The organism is Acinetobacter sp. LipI_23 (assembly GCF_058243045.1).
Window position 1 is genome coordinate 106,842 of the sequence record NZ_JBZAYJ010000001.1, and the last position, 23,045, is coordinate 129,886.

At 42.0% G+C, this 23,045-nt stretch carries 15 protein-coding genes and 2 rRNA genes; 8 read left to right on the top strand and 9 right to left on the bottom strand.

What is annotated here, in order from left to right:
• Nucleotides 1-43: 43 nt before the first annotated feature.
• From AC4CVD_RS00570 to AC4CVD_RS00590, 5 genes are all read left to right on the top strand, one after another.
• A 23S ribosomal RNA gene (locus AC4CVD_RS00570) occupies nucleotides 44-2,937 on the top strand.
• Nucleotides 2,938-3,180: 243 nt separating this feature from the next.
• Nucleotides 3,181-3,295: ribosomal RNA gene (rrf, locus tag AC4CVD_RS00575) — 5S ribosomal RNA — on the top strand.
• Between the two features lie 242 nt (nucleotides 3,296-3,537).
• Nucleotides 3,538-4,830, top strand: a complete 1,293-nt coding sequence (locus AC4CVD_RS00580) for a M20/M25/M40 family metallo-hydrolase (RefSeq protein WP_419381390.1) — start codon at nucleotides 3,538-3,540, stop codon at nucleotides 4,828-4,830.
• Nucleotides 4,831-5,407: 577 nt separating this feature from the next.
• On the top strand, nucleotides 5,408-7,813 hold the full coding sequence (locus AC4CVD_RS00585; RefSeq protein WP_490751699.1) for a YgiQ family radical SAM protein: 2,406 nt from the start codon (nucleotides 5,408-5,410) through the stop codon (nucleotides 7,811-7,813).
• 381 nt (nucleotides 7,814-8,194) lie between these two features.
• Entirely contained in the window at nucleotides 8,195-8,737 is a 543-nt protein-coding gene (locus tag AC4CVD_RS00590; RefSeq protein ID WP_114836652.1) for a DUF2726 domain-containing protein, read from the top strand.
• A gap of 62 nt (nucleotides 8,738-8,799) precedes the next feature.
• On the opposite strand, the gene AC4CVD_RS00595 is transcribed toward AC4CVD_RS00590, so the two are convergent.
• The 8 genes from AC4CVD_RS00595 to mdtD form a co-directional block, all read right to left on the bottom strand.
• Complete coding sequence (locus AC4CVD_RS00595) at nucleotides 8,800-9,156, bottom strand: RidA family protein (RefSeq protein WP_114836651.1); 357 nt, start codon at nucleotides 9,154-9,156, stop codon at nucleotides 8,800-8,802.
• Nucleotides 9,157-9,234: 78 nt separating this feature from the next.
• The gene (locus AC4CVD_RS00600) at nucleotides 9,235-9,468 is read right to left on the bottom strand and encodes a hypothetical protein (RefSeq protein WP_114836650.1); all 234 of its coding nucleotides are present in this window, start codon (nucleotides 9,466-9,468) and stop codon (nucleotides 9,235-9,237) included.
• Nucleotides 9,469-9,579: 111 nt separating this feature from the next.
• A complete protein-coding gene (gene creD / locus AC4CVD_RS00605) occupies nucleotides 9,580-11,004 on the bottom strand; it encodes a cell envelope integrity protein CreD (RefSeq protein WP_419282474.1) in 1,425 nt (474 codons plus the stop codon).
• Between the two features lie 161 nt (nucleotides 11,005-11,165).
• Complete coding sequence (creC, locus tag AC4CVD_RS00610; protein WP_114836648.1) at nucleotides 11,166-12,635, bottom strand: two-component system sensor histidine kinase CreC; 1,470 nt, start codon at nucleotides 12,633-12,635, stop codon at nucleotides 11,166-11,168.
• A 7-nt stretch (nucleotides 12,636-12,642) separates the two neighbouring features.
• Entirely contained in the window at nucleotides 12,643-13,356 is a 714-nt protein-coding gene (gene creB, locus AC4CVD_RS00615; protein WP_078425955.1) for a two-component system response regulator CreB, read from the bottom strand.
• Between the two features lie 346 nt (nucleotides 13,357-13,702).
• Nucleotides 13,703-14,764 (bottom strand): DNA polymerase IV, encoded by a 1,062-nt coding sequence (gene dinB, locus AC4CVD_RS00620; protein WP_114836646.1) that lies wholly within the window; start codon nucleotides 14,762-14,764, stop codon nucleotides 13,703-13,705.
• A gap of 135 nt (nucleotides 14,765-14,899) precedes the next feature.
• On the bottom strand, nucleotides 14,900-15,685 hold the full coding sequence (locus AC4CVD_RS00625) for a glycoside hydrolase family 25 protein (RefSeq protein ID WP_490751703.1): 786 nt from the start codon (nucleotides 15,683-15,685) through the stop codon (nucleotides 14,900-14,902).
• Nucleotides 15,686-15,783: 98 nt separating this feature from the next.
• A complete protein-coding gene (gene mdtD / locus AC4CVD_RS00630) occupies nucleotides 15,784-17,178 on the bottom strand; it encodes a multidrug transporter subunit MdtD (RefSeq protein ID WP_490751705.1) in 1,395 nt (464 codons plus the stop codon).
• A gap of 160 nt (nucleotides 17,179-17,338) precedes the next feature.
• On the opposite strand from mdtD, the gene AC4CVD_RS00635 reads away from it, so the two are divergent.
• Both AC4CVD_RS00635 and AC4CVD_RS00640 read left to right on the top strand, forming a co-directional pair.
• Nucleotides 17,339-19,243, top strand: a complete 1,905-nt coding sequence (locus AC4CVD_RS00635) for a choice-of-anchor I family protein (RefSeq protein ID WP_490751707.1) — start codon at nucleotides 17,339-17,341, stop codon at nucleotides 19,241-19,243.
• 163 nt (nucleotides 19,244-19,406) lie between these two features.
• Nucleotides 19,407-20,381, top strand: a complete 975-nt coding sequence (locus AC4CVD_RS00640) for a hypothetical protein (RefSeq protein ID WP_125273442.1) — start codon at nucleotides 19,407-19,409, stop codon at nucleotides 20,379-20,381.
• Nucleotides 20,382-20,441: 60 nt separating this feature from the next.
• Here the strand turns inward: AC4CVD_RS00640 and AC4CVD_RS00645 are convergent, their stop codons facing one another.
• Complete coding sequence (locus AC4CVD_RS00645) at nucleotides 20,442-21,062, bottom strand: LOG family protein (protein ID WP_004692887.1); 621 nt, start codon at nucleotides 21,060-21,062, stop codon at nucleotides 20,442-20,444.
• Between the two features lie 335 nt (nucleotides 21,063-21,397).
• On the opposite strand from AC4CVD_RS00645, the gene AC4CVD_RS00650 reads away from it, so the two are divergent.
• Complete coding sequence (locus tag AC4CVD_RS00650) at nucleotides 21,398-22,978, top strand: TerC family protein (protein WP_004978531.1); 1,581 nt, start codon at nucleotides 21,398-21,400, stop codon at nucleotides 22,976-22,978.
• The last annotated feature ends 67 nt before the right edge of the window (nucleotides 22,979-23,045 follow it).

The following is a 23,045-nucleotide window of genomic DNA, read 5'->3' on the forward strand; positions in this document are numbered from 1 at the left end:
CTTAATCCTACTTGTAGGGATTAACGACTGTTTGGGGTTGTATAGTCAAGTAATTAAGTGCATGTGGTGGATGCCTTGGCAGTCAGAGGCGATGAAAGACGTAATAGCCTGCGATAAGCTCCGGGGAGGCGGCAAATATCCTGTGATCCGGAGATTTCTGAATGGGGAAACCCACCTGTCATAAGGCAGGTATCGTATGATGAATACATAGTCATACGAGGCGAACGAGGGGAAGTGAAACATCTCAGTACCCTTAGGAAAAGAAATCAATTGAGATTCCCTCAGTAGCGGCGAGCGAACGGGGAAAAGCCCATTAAGTCATATCAGTTTTAGTGGAATGCTCTGGGAAGTGCAACCATAGTGGGTGATAGTCCTGTACACGAAAGGGCTGATATGATGATGTCGAGTAGGGCGGGGCACGTGAAACCTTGTCTGAATATGGGGGGACCATCCTCCAAGGCTAAATACTCCTGACTGACCGATAGTGAACCAGTACCGTGAGGGAAAGGCGAAAAGAACCCCTGTGAGGGGAGTGAAATAGATCCTGAAACCGCATGCATACAAGCAGTGGGAGCCGACATGTTCGGTGACTGCGTACCTTTTGTATAATGGGTCAGCGACTTACATTCAGTAGCGAGGTTAACCGCATAGGGGAGCCGTAGAGAAATCGAGTCTTAATAGGGCGTTTAGTTGCTGGGTGTAGACCCGAAACCGGGTGATCTATCCATGAGCAGGTTGAAGGTTGGGTAACACTAACTGGAGGACCGAACCCACTGTCGTTGAAAAGCCAGGGGATGACTTGTGGATAGGGGTGAAAGGCTAATCAAACTCGGTGATAGCTGGTTCTCCCCGAAAGCTATTTAGGTAGCGCCTCGGACGAATACCATTGGGGGTAGAGCACTGTTTCGGCTAGGGGGTCATCCCGACTTACCAAACCGATGCAAACTCCGAATACCAATGAGTACTATCCGGGAGACAGACTGCGGGTGCTAACGTCCGTAGTCAAGAGGAAAACAATCCAGACCGCCAGCTAAGGCCCCAAAATTATAGTTAAGTGGGAAACGATGTGGGAAGGCATAGACAGCTAGGAGGTTGGCTTAGAAGCAGCCACCCTTTAAAGAAAGCGTAATAGCTCACTAGTCGAGTCGGCCTGCGCGGAAGATGTAACGGGGCTAAAACTATATGCCGAAGCTGCGGATTTGCAATTTATTGCAAGTGGTAGGGGAGCGTTCTGTAAGCCGATGAAGGTGTATTGAGAAGTATGCTGGAGGTATCAGAAGTGCGAATGCTGACGTGAGTAACGACAATGCGAGTGAAAAACTCGCACGCTGAAAGACCAAGGGTTCCAGTCCAACGTTAATCGGGGCTGGGTGAGTCGACCCCTAAGGCGAGGCCGAGAGGCGTAGTCGATGGGAAATTGGTTAATATTCCAATACTTCTATGTAATGCGATGAGAGGACGGAGAAGGTTAAGTCAGCCTGGCGTTGGTTGTCCAGGTGGAAGGTTGTAGGCATGTATCTTAGGCAAATCCGGGGTACTGTATGCTGAGAACTGATAGCAAGCTGTACTTGTACAGTGAAGTGGCTGATACCATGCTTCCAGGAAAAGTCTCTAAGCTTCAGTTACATAGGAATCGTACCCGAAACCGACACAGGTGGTCAGGTCGAGTAGACCAAAGCGCTTGAGAGAACTCTGCTGAAGGAACTAGGCAAAATGGTACCGTAACTTCGGGAGAAGGTACGCTGCCGACGGTGATAGGATTTACTCCTTGAGCTATTGGCAGCCACAGAAACCAGGCCCCTGCAACTGTTTATTAAAAACATAGCACTCTGCAAACACGAAAGTGGACGTATAGGGTGTGATGCCTGCCCGGTGCTGGAAGGTTAATTGATGGGGTTAGCGTAAGCGAAGCTCTTGATCGAAGCCCCAGTAAACGGCGGCCGTAACTATAACGGTCCTAAGGTAGCGAAATTCCTTGTCGGGTAAGTTCCGACCTGCACGAATGGCATAATGATGGGGGCGCTGTCTCCAGCAGAGACTCAGTGAAATCGAATTCGCCGTGAAGATGCGGTGTACCCGCGGCTAGACGGAAAGACCCCGTGAACCTTTACTGCAGCTTGACATTGAACTTTGATCTTACTTGTGTAGGATAGGTGGGAGGCTTTGAAACCGAGACGCTAGTTTCGGTGGAGCCAATCTTGAAATACCACCCTGGTAATATTGAGGTTCTAACTCTGTCCCGTTATCCGGGACGAGGACCATGTCTGGTGGGTAGTTTGACTGGGGCGGTCTCCTCCTAAAGAGTAACGGAGGAGTACGAAGGTGCGCTCAGCGTGGTCGGAAATCACGCGTAGAGTATAAAGGCAAAAGCGCGCTTAACTGCGAGACCCACAAGTCGAGCAGGTACGAAAGTAGGTCTTAGTGATCCGGTGGTTCTGTATGGAAGGGCCATCGCTCAACGGATAAAAGGTACTCTGGGGATAACAGGCTGATACCGCCCAAGAGTTCATATCGACGGCGGTGTTTGGCACCTCGATGTCGGCTCATCTCATCCTGGGGCTGAAGCAGGTCCCAAGGGTATGGCTGTTCGCCATTTAAAGAGGTACGCGAGCTGGGTTTAGAACGTCGTGAGACAGTTCGGTCCCTATCTACCGTGGGCGTTGGAAATTTGAGAGGATCTGCTCCTAGTACGAGAGGACCAGAGTGGACGAACCTCTGGTGTACCGGTTGTGACGCCAGTCGCATCGCCGGGTAGCTATGTTCGGAAGGGATAACCGCTGAAAGCATCTAAGCGGGAAGCCTACCTCAAGATAAGATTTCCCTAGGACTTTATGTCCTCTAAAGAGCCGTTGAAGACTACGACGTTGATAGGTTGGATGTGGAAGCATAGTGATATGTGAAGCTGACCAATACTAATTGCTCGTGAGGCTTGACTATACAACACCCAAACAGTTGGTGTTGTGGTTCAAATCACTGCAAACAACTTGATTTAGTTATAAAGCTAGATACATGAGCGAGGAATAAACAAACATTAATTATGTTTGTCCGAGCGCAAGACATAAAGCTATGCTTTATGTTAAAATCAACTCAAATATACCTGTTAATAACTCATTTGATGAAAGTTAGGCACGAAGAGCACTGCTCTGAGGTTAGACCCAACGAATAGTCATAAACAGTTGTGCTGGCGACAATAGCAAGAGTGAACCACCTGATCCCTTCCCGAACTCAGAAGTGAAACCTCTTAGCGCTGATGGTAGTGTGGAGTTATCCATGTGAGAGTAAGTCATCGCCAGCTCATTAATTCAAATCCCCCTAACTTAACGGTTAGGGGGATTTTTTTATGCTGAAAAAATTAAATAATAAATGAATCAATCGTCTAATTGAGAATTAGGATAGGTTTCTACATACTGATTTACTTATTTATCGATTATGACATTTAATCTATCTAACATTTTTATTTTTAGATTTTTAAAAATATTGAATAGTCGATGAAATGTTCATAGTTTGTTAGCAATATCTTTAAATGGAATAATGAGTATGTCTAATAAAATTCAATATCAACTGAAAAAACTTCCTTTAATCTCATGTGCGTTGTTGAGCTGTTTAGCTTTTGGGCAAGTACATGCTGTATCTAATGATCAGGTCAAACATCTGGTTGAGTCAGAAAAAAAGAATTATTTAAATACTCTAGAGGCTTTAGTCAATATTGAGTCGGGGAGTAAAGATCTTGTCGGCGTGAATAAGATCGCTAAATATGTCGCCGAACAATTAAAAACGACAGGTGCTGAGGTCAGTATTGTAGAAGCTAAAGATATATATCGTATGGATGATACGCCCCAACAGACTGGTCCAATGGTAAAAGCTGTTTTAAAGGGTAAAGGCAGCAGTAAAATTATGCTAATTGCTCATATGGATACGGTGTATTTAACAGGAATGTTGAAAGACCAACCTTTTAAAATGGAAGGAGATAAAGTTTTTGGTCTTGGAATTTTAGATGATAAACAGGGAGTTGCTGCGATTATTCATACGCTTGATCTTTTGAAAAAGTTGAATTATCAAGATTATGGCACGATCACAGTCTTACTTAACTCCGATGAGGAGATCAGTTCGCCAGGTTCACGCAAACTGATTACTGAAACTGCACAAGACCAAGATGTGGTTTTGTCATTTGAAGGTGGTGGCAAAGATGGTAGTTTACGATTAGCTACCAGTGGGATTGGTGCAGCATATTTAGAGGTTCACGGGAAATCTGCACATGCAGGGGTTAAGCCTGAAGCAGGCATAAATGCACTGACAGAATTATCACATCAAATCTTACAGTTACAAGATTTATCGAATCCTAAAACAGGGTTGAAATTAAACTGGACTGTAGCGAGTGCAGGTAAAGTGCGTAACGTGATTCCAGACCTTGCGACTGCACAAGCAGATGTTCGTGCTTTGCAAGTTAAAGATTTTCAGCAAGTGGAACGTGTATTACAGGAAAGGATTAAACATAAAAAGTTAGCTGATAGTGAAGTTAAGTTAAAGTTTGAAATGCGTCGCCCACCTTTAATGGCAAATCCACAGGCAAAAAAATTGGCTGAACAAGCACAGCTTATTTACAAAACTGATTTTAACTTACCAATGAAGGTCTTAGCTGAAGCAACAGGTGGTGGTACAGATGCCGCATTTGCTGGCTTAAATTCGAAAGCAGCGATTTTAGAAGGCATGGGCTTATCTGGTGATGGTGCACATTCGAATAATGCTGAATATATTTTAGTCGAAAGTATTGTGCCGCGTTTATATTTAGCTACAAAGTTGATTATGGACTTATCGACTGCTCAAAAATAATAAAGTTGGTATGAAAGAACTGAACTGATTTGAGTTTTTACATGATGAAAGTATGGATTTATCGACTGCTCAAAAATAATAAAGTTGGTATGAAAGAACTGAACTGATTTGAGTTTTTACATGATGAAAGATGGTGTTTATTTTTAGCAGCATTTTTCATTAATCTAAATATCAGAATCTTATAAGGAAATGATGATATCTTAAATAAAAACTATATAAAGTGAGGGATATTCTGAGAGATCGGTATAGCTATAGTTGATGTTACTTTTTTTATTCTTTGCTGCGTTATTCAGCGGAATCTGTTGGGTCTCGATGTATTGCTTGCTGTCCCAAGTGATTGGACTTTGGTCTTTATTCTTTAAGGAATGAAGGGGCAGCTTTTGTCTCTTCACTGTCGAATTGTTTCTTTTTAAATAAAAACTTCGAAATTACGTTTGCATAAAAAAATAAATGATAACGTGCTGTATATGATGCTTTTTTAACCAAGCAAGCTGAATGTAATTCATGGTAAAATGATCGGCTTTCATCTTTGATCTTTATTTAAGATCTTTCATCTGCCAGCCGAGAATTGCTAGCCATGTCTACTGCTTATACTATGCAGACCGCGCCTAAAGCGTTGTTTGATTACGACAAATATTGGGCGTCATGTTTTGAACCTGCGCCATTTTTGCCGATGTCGCGCGAGGAAATGGACCAACTCGGTTGGGATAGTTGTGACTTTATTTTGGTCTGTGGTGATGCGTATATCGACCATCCATCATTTTGTTCGGGCATTATTGGCCGTACGTTAGAAGCACAAGGTTTCCGTGTCGGGATTATTGCACAACCTGATTGGACTAATGTTGAAGCATTCCGCGTTTTGGGTAAGCCAAATATCGCTTGGGGTGTGACTGCTGGGAACATGGATTCGATGATCAACCGTTATACGGCTGATCGTAAAATCCGTTCTGATGATGCCTATTCACCAGATAATTTACCTAATAAACGTCCAGACCGTGCAGCAACCGTATATTGCCAACGTGTGCGTGAAGCATTTCCAGATGTACCTGTATTGTTAGGTGGAATTGAAGCGTCTTTACGTCGTATTGCACATTATGACTATTGGTCAGACAAAGTTCGCCGTTCAGTGTTGATGGACTCAAAAGCCGATCTTTTGATGTATGGTAATGGTGAGCGTTCAATTACTGAGGTGATGCATCGCTTAGCCAAAGGCGAAAAAATTCACGAAATTACAGATGTGCGTGGCACGGCATTTATCGTGAATAAGTTAAACCGTCCATCTAAAGCCAAGTTTGTGGAAATTGCATCAAATGATGTGGATACCATTGGCCGTGTCGATCCGATTATCAATCCTTATGTGATGACTGAAGATTTAGATGGCTGTGAAATTGAAAAAGATAAGGGTAATTCTTTAACCCAATATCAAAATTTCCAAAAAGAAATTGTGACAAATCAAATTGTTCGTGAAGGGGATCAACTCGATCCTGATACACAAATTATGCAATTACAGCCGTCTTCAAAGGCAATTAAACATAAATTACCGCCGCGTGAACTGGCTGTGATTCGTTTGCCTGCATTTGAAGCAGTGGCAGATGATCCCGTTTTATATGCACATGCCAACCGTATTTTGCACCTTGAAACCAATCCGGGCAATGCGCGTGCTTTGGTACAAAAGCATGGCGAGCGTGATGTTTGGTTAAATGCTCCACCGATTCCGTTAACGACGGAAGAAATGGACTATGTGTTTGATTTACCTTATGCACGTCTACCGCATCCTGTCTATGCTGATGCGCGTTTCCCTGCATTTGACATGATCAAATTTTCAGTCAACATTATGCGTGGCTGTTTTGGGGGTTGTACCTTCTGTTCGATTACAGAACATGAAGGACGCATCATTCAAAACCGTTCAGAAGAATCAATTTTACGTGAAGTTGAAAAGATTCGTGATACTGCACCCGGCTTTACTGGCATCATTTCTGACTTGGGTGGGCCTACAGCAAACATGTATCGTTTGCACTGTAAAGACCCTGAAATTGAAAAGAACTGTCGTAAACCATCCTGTGTGTATCCGGGTGTTTGTCAAAACCTACATACCGACCATGCACCTTTAACGCAGCTATATCGTAAAGCACGTGCCATTAAAGGCATCAAAAAGATTCTGATTGGCTCAGGTTTACGCTATGACTTAGCGGTGTTAAACCCTGAATATGTTAAAGAATTGGTGCAGCATCATGTCGGTGGTTATTTAAAAATTGCGCCTGAACATACCGAAAAAGGTCCATTGTCTAAGATGATGAAACCGGGCATCGGGACCTATGATCGTTTCAAGCAAATGTTTGATCGTTTCAGTAAGGAAGCAGGTAAAGAACAGTATCTGATTCCGTACTTTATTGCAGCGCATCCGGGTACGACTGAATATGACATGATGAATTTGGCGATTTGGCTGAAGAAAAATGGTTTCCGTGCCGATCAGGTACAAACTTTTTATCCATCACCAATGGCCACAGCGACCACCATGTATCACACAGGTAAAAACCCACTAGCAAAAGTGGCACGTTATACTGAAGATGTGGATATTGTGAAAGGTGAGAAGCGTCGTCGTCTGCATAAAGCCTTCTTACGTTATCATGATCCAAACAACTGGCCTTTACTCCGCGATGCTTTAAAAGAGATGGGCCGCCAAGACTTGATTGGTAACTCGAAACAGCATTTGATTCCAACCTATCAACCGCAAGGGACAGAAGGTCAGTATCAGTCTGCTCGGAAGAAAAACTCAACCGTGGATGGTGATTCGCAAAAACGTAATGGTGATAGCCGTAACCAACAAGCGAAAAATCAATCGCATCCATCAAATACCAAGAAGCGTCCTGAACGTGGTCAGATTTTAACGCAGCATACAGGTTTGCCGCCGCGTGAAACAGGTGACGCCAAGAAGCCATTTGGACATTCAAAGTCAAAACCAAAGTCTAAGTCACGTGCTTAATGGCAATTGAATATAAAAAAGGATGCTACGGCATCCTTTTTTAGGATCGATCTTTTTTATTGCGTTAGAAAAATAGCTCAAAGATTGGCTTTTCTGCCATCCGTCTGGAAAATTGGGTCAATCCGAAGAATCATATTGCACGTGAATGAATCACTCTATTACAGTGTAGATAGGCTAAAGAGCCAAAATTTCATTCAGATTAAAACAAAACGTGTTACAACGAATGACATTGCAAAAAATTGTTTAGTTTTATCAGCGTTTGTTTGATTTTAGCTTTAGTTTTTTATTGCGTGGTTTGGATAAATGGTCAGTAGGTTATACTGATCGAATAAAAATGGTTGTGATACCGAAAATTATAATAAAGATCAAAAGGATGAAAATATGACAACTTATATGGTAATTGGTAGCGTGTTGTTGATACTGGTCATGATTTTAGCGAGTAAAGCGTTGATCCCTAAGACCAAGCAGCAAGATAGTGCATTAAGACAACGTGCTATTTTTAGTATGCATGAGCAACTGACTTATACTCGTTTGAAAGAAATTTTACCGCATCATACTGTTCTGGCACATGTGTCTTATGATGCCTTACTGACTACAAAATTTTCGCGTACGCGAAATAAATACCGCAATTTGGTGGCTGATTTTGTCATTATGGATAGTGCACAACAAGTTTTGGCAGTGGTTGCTTTAGAAGATCCGCTTTCACTGAAACGTCCACAAAAGGCACAGTTTCAGGATGCGATCCTCGATATGGCTGGCTATAAAGTGATTCGTTATGAAGAAGTGCCTGACTATCATCAGTTACGTGAAGATTTTTATGGCGATCTCTATGCCTCATCGCGTTTGACTAAAGATAAGCATGCGACCAAAAAATATGATTACTATAATGCAGCACAAACTCGAAAATTACGTCTGATCGGCTAACTGAATCTCAGCATCCATCATAAAAAACATGAAAACTCATGTTTTTATGATGAGTGTATTTTTTATGTAGGTTTCACTGCAACAACGGTTAACTCTACCAATACTCGTGGATCATAAAGTTTAGCTTCAACACAGGTACGGGGTAAGGCATCAATGTCTGCAACCCAAGCATCCCAAACTTCATTGAACGCTGCATAGTCATTTTCAATGTCTTTTAAATAAATCGTCACCGATAAAATATGACTTTTATCTGTGCCTGCATCGGCAAGAAATTGGTCGATCATGTCCAATGTTTGTTGCGTCTGCCCTTTAATGTCTAAATCGAAGTCAGAAGCCAATTGCCCTGCTAAATGGATGAGGTTTCCAGCAATCGCAATTTCAGAAAAGCGATTTGACACATGAAAACGTTGTACAGCCATAATATTTCTCTAACATGATTCATTATCTAAAGTTTACGTGATCGAGAATATTCTGCAAACCTAGTTTATTATCATCAGTTAAGTTTGTGCTGATCTTGCCAGTGGATCAATACGAATCAAAGACTTATTTTGGAAGATCAATACGCAATTGTATTCGGGACAGACAATAAGGTTACCTAGGTTTAAGAAATGAATTTGAGCCATTCTGAGCCGATTTAAACAATATGCAATCGAACTTTGCAAAGGACAGTATTGTTGGAGCTGTATCTCTTTTTGAATATAGGTCGCAATATAGATAGTTTGGGTTTGCATGATCAATCTCGATATTCGATTGTTATTTCATTGTTTTCGTTCAATTACGGATGGCATGTCGCCATCCGCAAAAGCCTAAGTTTTAAACCACTTATCTAGTTAAAATTAGAACTATTCTGAATTAGAAGGGGTATAAGGTTTAAGTGTTGGTGTAGGTTTATTCCCAATGCTGTACCAATCAATATGACGCGTAATAAACATGACGACTGCGAGGATAATGAACGAGATCACTGAGCCTATTAAGAAGGTCTTACCTGAAGATTGCAGTAACATATACATGATGCTGTATAAGGTCATTAAGATGATGCTAAACAAAGCAGCAGCTTTAAATCCTTTCATCACAAAGTATAGGTACCATGTCATTAAGCCGATACAGGCCAATGCTGCTACGATATATGCCCATGCAAAAGCATAATATTCACTGATCGAAAGAAGTAGAACAAAGAAGATGCCTTGCGCCATTGCCACCAATGAGTATTGAATAGGGTGGATTCTCAAGCCTTTAAGCACTTCGAATAAGAAGAAGCAACCAAAGGTGATGATGATAATCACAATACCGTATTTAATCGCACGATCAGTTTGAGTATAAACATTCACCGACTCTAAAAACTCAGTCGATAAGCCAATTTTTTCATGCCCAGCTATTTCATACTCAGTAGAATTTGCAGTTTGAACGTAGTTGCCTTGAGCGAATTGGCGAGTACATTCATTGCTTTCACAATACATGAATTTATTTAGGTTTTGATGACCTAAAGCTATATTTTTCCATTGCGCATTGAATTGTTGTTGAGTGCTGGTTTTTGCATAAGGGAGGTTTTGACCATCGTATTTGATATCTGCCCAATTGCCTTTAGCTTGATAGCTCACACTACGACTGGTTGGAATAAGCGTAAACCTATTTAAACCTGTCAAATTTGCCGTTAAATCAAAGTGAAAGCCATTTTGAATCGCATTGATCAATTCAGGATATTTCTTTGCTGAAATATTCATAAAATCAAAACCTGAGCCATCACTGCCTTGCGAGCTCACTTCAAAAGCATAGTTTTTATTGAGTATTTTAAGTGTAGGTTGCTGATCTAAACCACGTGGGTCATGGACTGGGAAAATAATTTCAGCACGATCCCAAAGATAGGTTTTATTTTCTAATAGAGGTTTTTGGAAGATTCCTTTCGCTGTTAAATTGGCTTGATAACTAATTGCGCGATAAATCGTGCGTTTGTAAGTATCATCTGAAACATTAAAGTTTGATGTCCATTGAGTACTGTCAGCACCGATATACATCCAGTTTTCTTCTGTACATGCATAGGATTTCTTCTGTTCATCCAAACAGGTTTTCTGCTCTTGATACGGAACTTGTATATAGGGCGAAATAATGGTTTGTGGGCTAATATGATTTTGTGAGATTTCTTTGAGGAATGCTTGTTGGTAGTCTTGGCGTTCTGACACAAGGCTGGTAATGAAAAATAAGCCGATCCAGAAAATAGCGACCAGTATAACAATCGCAATGATTTTAAGGCTAAGGAAATGAGAGCGCATAATGATTCCTGATGATTTGTTTTTTTCAGGATTGAGTATGTGAAAGTGAGATGGTTTTTGTTTGAATTGGCCTTGATCTTTATGTGAAGTTTAGGTGAAGCTTTACGAATTTATTTGAGTCGTTCCTAGTAGCATTTTATTAAGAAATTTATAGAACTTCGTTAAGGTAAAACAATACTGACCAATACGCCTTGCTGATGCGGTTGAATAATAGCAATGTTATTTTCCTGAATATTTTGAATTTGAATTTGCCCATGATGTTGTTCAATCACTTGTTTGACAATGCTTAAACCAATACCTGAACTGCGTTGTTGGGTAATAGGACGGGGTAATGAAAAATAAGTATCAAAGACTTGTGAGAGGGCGTATTCAGGTATCCATTCACCTTCATTAAAAATCTGTAATTGAATGCTTTGGTGAGCTTGACGATGCAATTGAATCAGGATTTTCGAAGATTCTGCCGAGAAATCTAGAGCATTATCCAAAATATTGGCAATGGTTTGTTGTAACCAAAAACGATCTGCATGAATCATACAGTTCGCTTCGATATCCAATAAACATTGAATTTTTTTACTTTGTAATTGGCTTGCTTGTTGATCTAAAACCTGTTGTATCAGCTTAGATAAGTTAAAATTTTGAAGTTCGATTTGATGTTTGGATTTTTCTAAACGTGTAAGCAATAACATGCGATCAATCAAAAGTTTTAAACGTTGGCTCTGTGCATGAATGTGCTGTGCAAATTGTTGTTGATCATTTAAAGGCAAATCTTCTTTGAGTAACTCTGCACTGGCTTGAATCGCCGTGAGTGGGCTTTTTAATTCATGGGTTAAAGTATTGACATAATGTTCTACATAGGCACGATCTTCGAGTTTTTCACGCATATTTTCAACAGCTTGAGCCACTTGATTCAGTTCTTTGGCTGAACGGAAATAAGGCGTTTGATTCACTGGAGCAAGCGCTTGAGCGTATTTTCGAACACGGTCAATACTGTGTTTAAGCCAATAAGCGACCAAACTGGCAAGGAAAAGACTGAGTAGGGTAATCCATGCAGCTTGGCGCAGTAATTGATCTTCTGCACGTTGAATATAAGGTTGTACAGAGCTATTCGGTTTACCAATACTCACCACACCAATCAATTTTTGTTGCTGATTTTGAGCAGTTTGATAATAAATGGGCGCAGCGATAAACATGGTACTGCTATTCGGATCCCCCTCATAACTGCGGGTTGAACGTACGCCGTATTTACCTTGCAGTGTTAGATAAACATCATTCCAACGTGAATAATCCTGTCCAGTGGCGATACCTTGTGAATCATAGATCACGGTGCCTTTTGCATCTGTAATATAGATTTGTTGGTTAATTTCTTTTTTATTGTGCTGCCAAATATTGGCATTGAGTTTACGATTCAGTGCCTTTTGAATTTTTTCATCAAATTGTGCGGTACCGACTTTATTTTCATAGACATCTTCTGCCACTAACATGGCGATAATATTGGCATTTTCAGCGAGTGTGTCTTCAACCACTTGGCGAACATTGGGCTTCACTTGTTGGTTAAAGGTGTAGGACATAAACCACAACCCAAGCAAGATAATTAAGCCAAAGAAAAACCAAATACGGATAAAAATCGACATGGTGCTATCACATCCGTTTTAGACTATAACCAAAACCACGATGTGTTGTGATTGGGTCATGTTCAGCTGAAATGTGTTTGAGCTTTTGTCTTAAACTTTTGATATGGGTATCGACAGTACGTTCTAAGCTGTGTTCAGGATGCTCCCAAATATGATCCATCAATTGTTGACGGCTAAAAACTTGTTCAGGATGATCGATTAACAATTTTAATAAGCGGTATTCATAACGAGTGAGTTGTAAGGCACTGCCTTGATAATGAATTTGCAGTGATTCATCAATACATTGCCATGTTTTCGCAATTATTGTTTGTGTCTCAATCGTGCTTTGAGCAGGTTGTAATTGGCTTTGTATGTCCATTCTGCGCCAAATGGCTTTAATACGAGACACGATTTCACGCGAGCTAAAAGGCTTGGTACAGTAATCATCTGCACCAATTTCCAGTCCTACGATTCGGTCAATTTCATCATCTCGTGCAGTTAAAAATAGTAGTGGGGTATGGTTAAACTGACGAATTTTTTTACAGACATCAAAACCGTTTATATCGGGTAAACCTACATCTAAGATAATAAAATCAAAAGTTTGCTGTTGAACAAAGGCAATGGCTTGAGAGCCAGTATTTGCCCAAGTCACTTGCCATTCTTCACGTTCGAGTGCATAGCGTAAGGGCATGAGAATTGCGGCATCATCTTCAACACAGAGGATCTGTTTTTTATTATTCATTGGTCTTTGAATATTGTTAAATCATTTTGAGTGTACTGAATTTCTTTTTTTTAGACGAATGAATTTTAAGTGAAATTGAAATGAACTTTGTAATGATGTGAGAAGTATTGAATGTGTTTTGAGGCAGGTATTTTACCCATGATAAATATCAGAGATGTCCTGTAATCTTCGGATTTGATCGTCACACCAATCACAGGACGTATGCTAAAAGTAAAGGTAAGTTTTAGCATCTCAGCGGTTACATGGATAAATGCAGCGCGTCATTAGATTACTCTAAAAACACAGTTTGTGAATGCTAAATTGCATTATTTTTGTTCTTTTGGTTAAAAAGTGACTGATTGAGCATTCAGTCAGACCATAAAGAGAGCTGGGGTAAAGGCTCTTGAGTCGAAAGTGCATAGACCCCAACACCGATAAGACGAAATTGTTGATCCGGTGTGATTTGCATTTCTTTGAGTAAGATATCTAAGGTCATTTGCAGTTCAGTTTGATGCTTTAATGGCATTTTGAAGCTTTTACTGTGCTGTAGGGTTTGAAAGTTTTTCAGTTTCATTTTGACGGTGACACCGCGGGCATACAGTTGCTTTTTCTCTAAGCTTTGCCAGACTTGCGCAATCAACTTGGGCCAAAATGGGAGACATTGTTCAATGGTTAAGTCATCATCAAAAGTGGTTTCTTTTGAAATTTGCTGACGTTCTCGTTCCGCTTGTACAGGGCGCTCATCAATCCCTTGTGCATATAGATAGAGCTGTTTGCCATATTTGCCAAAATGATGAATTAGGACATTTTCATCCACATGCTGTAAATCACCTAAAGTTTCAAGTTTGAGCGCATGTAATTTTTCTTGCATGACTTTACCCACTCCGGGGATTTTTTTAAGCGGCAAGTGCTGAATAAATTGCTGAACTTGTGAGGGTTTAATCACGCAGATACCATTGGGTTTATTCCAGTCCGAAGCAACTTTGGCTAGAAACTTATTCGGTGCTACACCCGCAGAGGCGGTCAGTCCTGTGCTTTGAAAAATATCAGCGCGGATGCGTTCAGCGACTTCTGTGGCACTGGCCAGTTGTTGTAAATTTTCCGTTACATCTAAATAAGCTTCATCTAAGGAAAGCGGTTCAATGAGTGTGGTATAACGCTGAAAAATTGCATGAATTTGCTCTGAGACCGCACGATATTTAGAGAAATTAGGTTCAATCACCACCACTTGAGGGCAGCGTTTTTTGGCTTGAGTCATCGACATGGCAGAGCGGAGTCCGTAGCGACGTGCAGGGTAGGATGCAGCTGCAATGACGGCACGAGGGTGGTGTGAAGAAATCACCACAGGTAAATGCTTTAAGTCGGGACGATCAAGTAACTCCACCGAGGCATAGAAGGCATCCATGTCGATGTGAATGATTTTTCGCATGCTGAATTTTAATATTGAAACCTAAACCAGTATTGCACTATTCAGATCGATTGCGTAGTCCTGTATGTGGCATAAGCGACAGAGTTTGACTTGGTGTTTTTTGTATTTGAACTTCAATGATGAGCTTGGAACTGCTTACTTGATTGGTAAGTTTTGTGGCAGTTGATAAAGTCCTTGGCGCTCTAAAAAGCTGATCCAATCTTGTTCTGAACCCTGAAATACATTGAGATCCACCAAGGTTGGTATGCCTTTAATTTGACCTTGGCTGGTGTGTTGCCAAAAGGTCCATTTCGGATTGCCTTTGAGCTCAGGCTGGCCTTGATATTCACGAATCCAAAGGGGAGTTTGTTTAAATTCATTGACCAAAACAATATTATAAAATGCTTTAGAGGTATAAAAAATGGGTTGCAGGCCATAGTGTTTATACAGTTGGTCGTGCATGACCTGAATTTCTTTGAGCAGCTGTTCTCTGGTATAGGTGTTGATACAGTTGCTGTCATATTCCAAATCAATCACAGGCGGCAAACTATCGGTTTTCTTCGGCACAGTTTCGATAAAGTTCTGCGCCTGAATCTGGCCATCACGACATAAACGATAAAAATGATAAGCCCCGACCAAAAAGCCTTGTTCACGAGCTTTGAGCCAGTTGTCCTGAAATTTACGGTCTTTGAAATCGCCCCCTTCAGTGGCTTTTAAATAGACGAATTTAAACTCTTGGGGAGAAATGGATTGCCATTGGATGTCGCCCTGATGATGAGACACATCAAAGCCTTTTACCGGATACTCTTGGGCAGATGCGACATTGTTCTGCAAGAAAAAATAGGTGATCCCCAGTCCGACACATAGCATCACTACACAGGCAAGTATGTAATAGGGATATGAGGTTTTTGACGGCGTGGAAACTTTTTTTCTTGCGGACATGCTTTTGCAGGTATTGGTTTTTAGCTCATCATCATAGCTCGAATTTGTGGAACTGACCATGATGATTATGGTCAGTGAATGGCAGCACTTTGTATCTGTTATTCATCCACGGTATCTTTAGGGATATGCCAGAAAATAGCTGCGGTAATCAGGTTAATACAGCCCAATACAATTAAAGTGTTATGGAATGCCATGACGATGTGATCTGTACCCAAATATGCGGTAAAGACATTGACTAAAGTACCTGCCAAAGCCACGCCAATACTCATCGATACCATCATGATCATCGACAAGAAACTGTTGCCACTGCTGGCATCTTGTTGCGGTAAATCTTTCAGCGTGAGGGTATTCATAGACACAAATTGCAGGGAGTTCAGCATACCAAAAACAAAGAAATGCAGCGCGCGCAGACAGGTTGGGGTATCTGCGGTATTAAGAGCAAAACTGGCGATACATGCACCGACCAACAAGGTGTTAACCAAAAGCACGTGGCGATAACCGAAGCGCTGAATCAAGTGACGAATGATGGGTTTGGAGGCCAGTGAACCCAATACTGTCGGAATCATCAAGAGTCCCGTCACAAAAGGTTCAAAGCCGAAAGCCACTTGGAGCATGAGTGGCATTAAAAAGGGCATGGCATTGCCACCGAGGCGAGCAAAGAAGTTACCTAAAATACCCACGGCATAAATGCGGTTACGAAACAGTTTACTGCGAAATAGCGCATTTTGATGTGTATGTGCATGATAGGCATACCAAAGCGCAGTCGCCAAGCTCAGTACAATCAGCCCAATACTCCACCATAAAGTCAGGTGCGGACTGGCAAAATTTTCAATCCCTAAAGATAGTCCTGCCATGGTGATCACCAACAGGATAAAACCCCAAAAGTCAAAACGCTGCACATTCTGCTCGGTGACATTCGGCATGGCTTTAAAGCTAATCAGAACCCCTAACAGTCCCATGGGGAGGTTAATCAGGAAAATCCAATGCCATGTACTGACTTCGACCAACCAGCCCCCGAGTGTTGGACCGATCAGTGGGCCAATCAGTCCCGCGAGACTCATCAAACTCATGGCCGATAAGAACTGCGTCCGCGGAATGACCTTGAGCATGGCTAAACGGCCAACAGGGAGCAATAATGCACCGCCGATGCCTTGTAGCAAGCGATAGAACAATAATTCATTTAAACTTTCAGAAAAGCCACAGCCCAGCGAGGCAAGGGTAAAAATGATAATGGCACTGAAATAGGTATTGCGCACTCCAAAACGGTCGGCGAGCCAGCCACTCAAGGGAATACAGGCAGCAACGGCAAGCACATAGGCCACTACCACGCTATGCATTTGGAGCGGGTCTTCATTCAAACTGGCTGCTATAGCCGGTAGAGCGGTATTCACAATGGTGGTATCTAGGCCTTGCATAAAAAAGCCAATCGAAACCAGAAGTACCAAAAGACGGTACTCAGGAGCGAGTGCTTGATGGGTCGGCGTTTGGTTCATAGATACAACAAAGTGAAATTTTTAAACAGTTTAGCTTAATTTAAGTTGGACTGTTGTTGCGAATGTGCATTTATCACATGCCATCAAATTGACATCTCTACGTCATGTGTTTGCAACGCGTGCGTCATACATTGGTCAAATTTGAACCGATATTTAGATCATGATGAATAAAAATTATAGTGCCGTTTTTTTAGCATGCATGGGGTTGGGCTTAGCAGGATGCAATGACAGTGATGATGCGCAAACCATCACACCACCAGTGGTAGAGGAAGCCACGCCGAATAGTATTGAACTGGTTCATCTTGCAAGTTATGAGTCTGGGATATTTGGACAGAGTGCGGCTGAAATTCCCGCCTATGATGCTGCGAGTAAGCGCCTGTTCGTGGTGAATGCACAAAAAGGCATGGTTGATGTTTTAGATTTCTCCCAACCAGCGCAACCGACATATATTCAATCTTTGGATGCCAAAACTTATTTATCTAATTCCGAAGTGAATAGTGTCGCGGTGCATAATGGCATCGTGGCGCTTGCGGTTCAGGCTGAGGATAAAACCCAAACGGGTATTGTGGCTTTTTTTAAAGCACAGGATCTCTCTTTTATCAGCCAAGTCAACGTGGGGGCTTTGCCAGATATGTTGACCTTCACGCCTGATGGTCGAAAAGTACTGGTAGCGAATGAAGCGGAACCGAATGAAGGTTATCAAGTCGATCCCGAAGGTTCGGTCAGTATTATTGATATTTCAGATATTCAAAAACCAACAGCAACCATTGCGGGCTTCCACGCATGGAATGATCGTAAACAAGACTTATTAGATGCAGGCATTCGTATTTTTGGCCCAGACATCAGTCAATACTCAAATGTAGCGACCGCAGGTATTCAAACGACCACCGTTGCACAAGATTTAGAACCTGAGTACATCGCAGTCAGTGCTGATGGTCAAAAAGCATGGGTCAGTTTGCAGGAAAACAATGCCATTGGGGTTTTAGACCTAGAAAAGAATCAATTTGTTGATCTTTTCCCGATGGGCTACAAGGACCATAGCTTGCCTGAAAATGCCTTGGATGGGAGTGACCGTGACTGTGCTATTGGTCAAGACTCTTTGGGGCGTAGTATTACAGAATGTGCAAAAGATGCAGGCATGATTAATATTAGTTCTTGGCCAGGGCTATATGGCATGTATATGCCTGATGCCATTGCACAATATCAAGCCAACGGTAAAACCTATTTGGTCACAGCCAATGAAGGGGATGCCCGTGAATGGCTAAGGGATGAAGCCAAATACTTTGAAGGCGAGGACTTAAATGCTGGTTATGCAGAAGAGATACGCATCAAACATTTATTTAAAAAAGCAGGTTTTGATGCCAAAGGTGATTATGCAGCGCATTTACGTCAGCTTGCACCGGGCGTGAAAGGGGCAAAATTAAACCCAGAGGTGTTTAAACCTTGTCAAACGGCTGATGCAACAGAAGTCTGTGCGAACAATTTAATTAAAGACTCACAAATTGGACGTTTGACCATTAGTTGGACGCAAGGTTATCAAAAAGATCCACTGACAGGTCTGCCGAAGCTAGATGAAAGTGGTCGTCTGACTTATGACAAATTATATGCTTATGGTGGCCGTTCGGTGAGTATTGTCGACCCTGAAACCAAGCAGATTGTATGGGACTCGGGGAGTGAGTTTGAGCGAAAAATTGCGGAGTTGTTTCCACATCAATTTAATAGCAATCATGAAGCATTTAAATTTGATGACCGTAGTGACAACAAAGGCCCTGAACCTGAAGGCGTGACTTTGGGTAAAATTGGTGAAAAGACCTTTGCCTTTATTGGACTTGAGCGTGCCAGTGGCATCATGGTGTATGACATTAGCAACCCGAATCAGGCTAAATTTGTTCAGTACCTGAACCATCGCAACACCATGGAAACAGAAGTCACGAAGCAAGGCGACTTAGGCCCAGAAGGTTTGATCTTCATCGAGGCGAAAAATTCACCAAATGGTCGTCCGCTGTTGGTGGTCGGTAATGAAGTCAGTGGTAGTACAGTGGTTTATGAAGTCAAACTCAATTAAAGGCTGAATTCTGCGTTTGAAAAAGAGCACTACGGTGCTCTTTTTTATGGTGCTACAAAAAATATATGACAATGATGTCATGAAAATGAAATAAAACCGTCATAATCTTTCGCAAACGTCCAAAGGCACTGTCTTGGAATAAATTATTCAAAAGGTTGGTTTTATGACAATCGAAATTTTGATGGTGATAGGCTTCTGTTTAGCGGCTTATTCTATCGTCGGAAATGATGTGCCACAGACATTAGGTACGTTTATTTCATCCAATGCACATCGTCCATGGTGGGTGCTTTGGCTCTTTATCAGTACCATTTTGGTGGTGGTGTTGATTTATGGTTGGTATGCATCCGGTGTGGGTGATGCATCATATGGCCGTTTAGAAACGATCCCTTTTCCTGAGGGTGGGGTCACGTGGCTCTATATTGTGCCACCGATTTTACTGCTATTTTTAACCAAATACGGAATTCCCGTCAGTACCACTTTCTTGGTTTTAACCATTTTCTCGCCTGCAAGTTTAGGCTCGATGATGGTGAAATCGATGATGGGCTATGCGGTGGCTTTTGTGGTTGCGATTATTGTCTATCGTTTTGTGATGCGACAAGTCGCAAAGTATTTTGCGAAAACCCGTAATCAAGAACCGTCGCATATTTGGATTGGGCTACAGTGGGTCTCTACGGCTTTTCTGTGGAGTCAGTGGCTGATTCAAGATTTGGCCAATATTTTCGTCTATGTACCCCGTCAAGTGCCGTTTTCATTTTTACTGTTTGCCATCACGGTCTTTGTGGTGTTGTTGGCGATAATTTTGTACCAACGTGGTGGTGCGATTCAGAAGATTGTCGATACCAAAACAGGTGTCACCGATATTCGTGCAGCGACTATTATTGACTTTATGTATGCCCTGATTTTGTTGGTGTTCAAAGAGTGGAGTAACATTCCAATGAGTACCACATGGGTATTCTTAGGTTTACTTGCAGGTCGTGAGTTTGCAATGTCGATGATTTTTGATGAAGTGAACAAACACCGCACTTCGCGTAACGTCAGTAAAGATGCGATGAAATTGATGTTTGGTTTAGCCATGTCCGTGATTTTGGCGACCACACTGCCGTGGTTCTATAACTTTGTCACCCATTATGGGCAATAAACGCACATGTTAAAAAAGCGAGTCCCTAGGCTCGCTTTTTTATGGCATAAATAAAAGGATTTAAATAGCGAAGTGCGCTGGGCTGCCGAGGTTGGCAATGGCTGAATAAATCTGTTCAGCATGGTTGCATACAATTACTTTTGCGCGGTGCTGTGGCGGTAGAAAACCTTCTTCTACTGCATGATCCAATTGTGTAATCAGTGCGTCATAGAAACCATTGACGTTATAAATCATCATCGGCTTTTGGTGTTGGTTGAGTTGTCCCCAGGTTGCCACTTCTAAAATTTCTTCAAAAGTGCCTAAACCACCGGGTAGTGCGACAAAGGCGCTTGCACGTTCGGCCATTAAGGCTTTGCGCTCATGCATGGTTTGTACAACATGTAATTCGGTCAGTTGGTGATGCGCAATTTCATAATCCAGCATAAATTCTGGAATGACGCCGACTGCTTCACCGCCGTGGCTAATCATGGCATCGGCCACTTGTCCCATGAGGCCAATACTGGCACCCCCATAAACCAGACCAAAACCCTGTTTAGCTAAACCTTGTGCCAGTGCAATAGCTTTTTCTTGATAAATCGGTTTATTACCTGAACGAGAACCGCAGTAAAGTGCGATCAGAGGTTGAGTGGTTTGAACATTTACTTCAGTGTTGAGAGAGGATATTTTTAATTCACTATTCATGGCGTATGTTTTTACCTTTTGCTTTATCTACTTTTTCTCTCTTAGTTTAAGCAAGAAATGTGACGGCAAGCTGTATTTAATCTAACAATCGGGTAATAATTTGTTAAATCTTTTAAAACAGTGCGCTTTTGAAAAAAAGATGAATTTCATGTAGATCTTGCCTATACTTATTTCCTGTTTTACAACACAAGAACGAACATGGGTAGTGGTAGTTGTCGCTCAAGACATCTTCAGTTTTCCGAAAAAAAATTACAGCCATTGGGGCTGAATCTTCCTTTTCATCCGCTTAAGTTGCGTTATGCACCGTATATTTCCCCTCGACAGGAGCAGATCACATGATATTTGAATGGATGTCTGATCCTTCTGCGTGGGTGGGGTTACTCACCTTAGTGGTGCTGGAAATCGTGCTGGGGATTGATAACTTGGTTTTTATTGCGATTTTGGCGGAGAAACTTCCACCAGAACAACGTAATACGGCCCGTGTTGTTGGTTTGATCCTTGCACTCTTAATGCGTTTGGTGCTGTTGGCCTCAATTGCTTGGGTGGTGACACTGACCGAGCCGCTGTTCCATATCTTCGATCATCCTTTCTCAGGACGGGATTTGATTCTTCTGTTTGGTGGGGTGTTCTTACTGTTTAAAGGCACCATGGAACTGCATGAACGTATTGACGCCAAAGTGGTTCAGAAAGAAGAAAGTCCAGCCAATGCTGTGTTTTGGATGGTGATCGTTCAGATTGTGGTTTTGGATGCTGTGTTTTCCTTAGACTCGGTGATTACCGCAGTCGGTATGGTTAAACATCTGTCTGTGATGATGATTGCGGTGATTATCGCCGTGGGCATTATGTTGTGGGCATCGAAAGCCTTGATGGAATTTGTCAACAAACATCCGACCGTAGTGATTTTGTGTCTCGGCTTCTTGATGATGATCGGTTTCTCATTGATTGTAGAAGGCTTTGGTTTTCATATTCCAAAAGGTTACTTATATGCCGCGATTGGTTTCTCGGTAATTGTTGAATTCATCAACCAAACCATGCGCCGTAATCAAGAAAAAATGGTCACCACCACAGACCTTCGCTATAAAACTGCATCTGCGGTGCTGCGAATGTTGGGCGGTAAAAGTAGTGATCATGCCTCTGAGCCTGAAGATGTCCTGGCAACTCGCGCTTATGCGGATGAAGTATTTGATCCTGAAAATGGGGTCTATCATAGTGTCTTGGTGCAAGGGGTGCTGGGTTTGTCTGAACGTCCAGTGAAGTCCGTGATGACCCCACGTCCAGAGTTGGAGTGGATTGATTTAGAGGATGAAGAAGCTTCAATCAAATCACAACTACTCAGCATTACGCATTCGCGTTTAATTGTGGCACGGGGCGAGTTAGACAACATCGCAGGTGTGGTGCTGACCCATAAAGTTTTGAATGAATATATCGAAACCGGTGTACTCGATTTTGATAAACATTTACGTGAACCTGTGATTGTGCATGAAAATGCGCAAGTCCTGATGGTGATGGAACAATTGCGTCAAGCACCGTTGCAAATGGCTTTGGTCTTGAACGAATACGGCTCGATTGAAGGGATTGCCACGCCGATTGACGTATTAGAAGCGATTGCAGGGGAGTTCCCCGATGAAGATGCCGAAGACAATGTGGCTGAAAGTTTAGAAGATGGTAGCTTGATGCTCGATGGTTCAACCGATATTCGCCATGTGTCGTTATTGTTGGATCGTGATTTGGTCGATGAGTCCGATCAGTACTCAACCTTGTCAGGCTATATCCTCTTTCATTTAGGTCGTTTACCTGAAAATGGCTCTAGCCTTGAAGCAGATGGTTGTATTTTTGAAGTGGTGACGATGGATGGGCACAAAATTGAAAAAGTGCATGTGATTCCAAAGTCAGATCTGCACAAGGAATCATCTTAAAACAAACCGTAATCTGGTTTGAATAGATTAAAATAGCTCGCAATGTCGAGCTATTTTTTATGGAAAA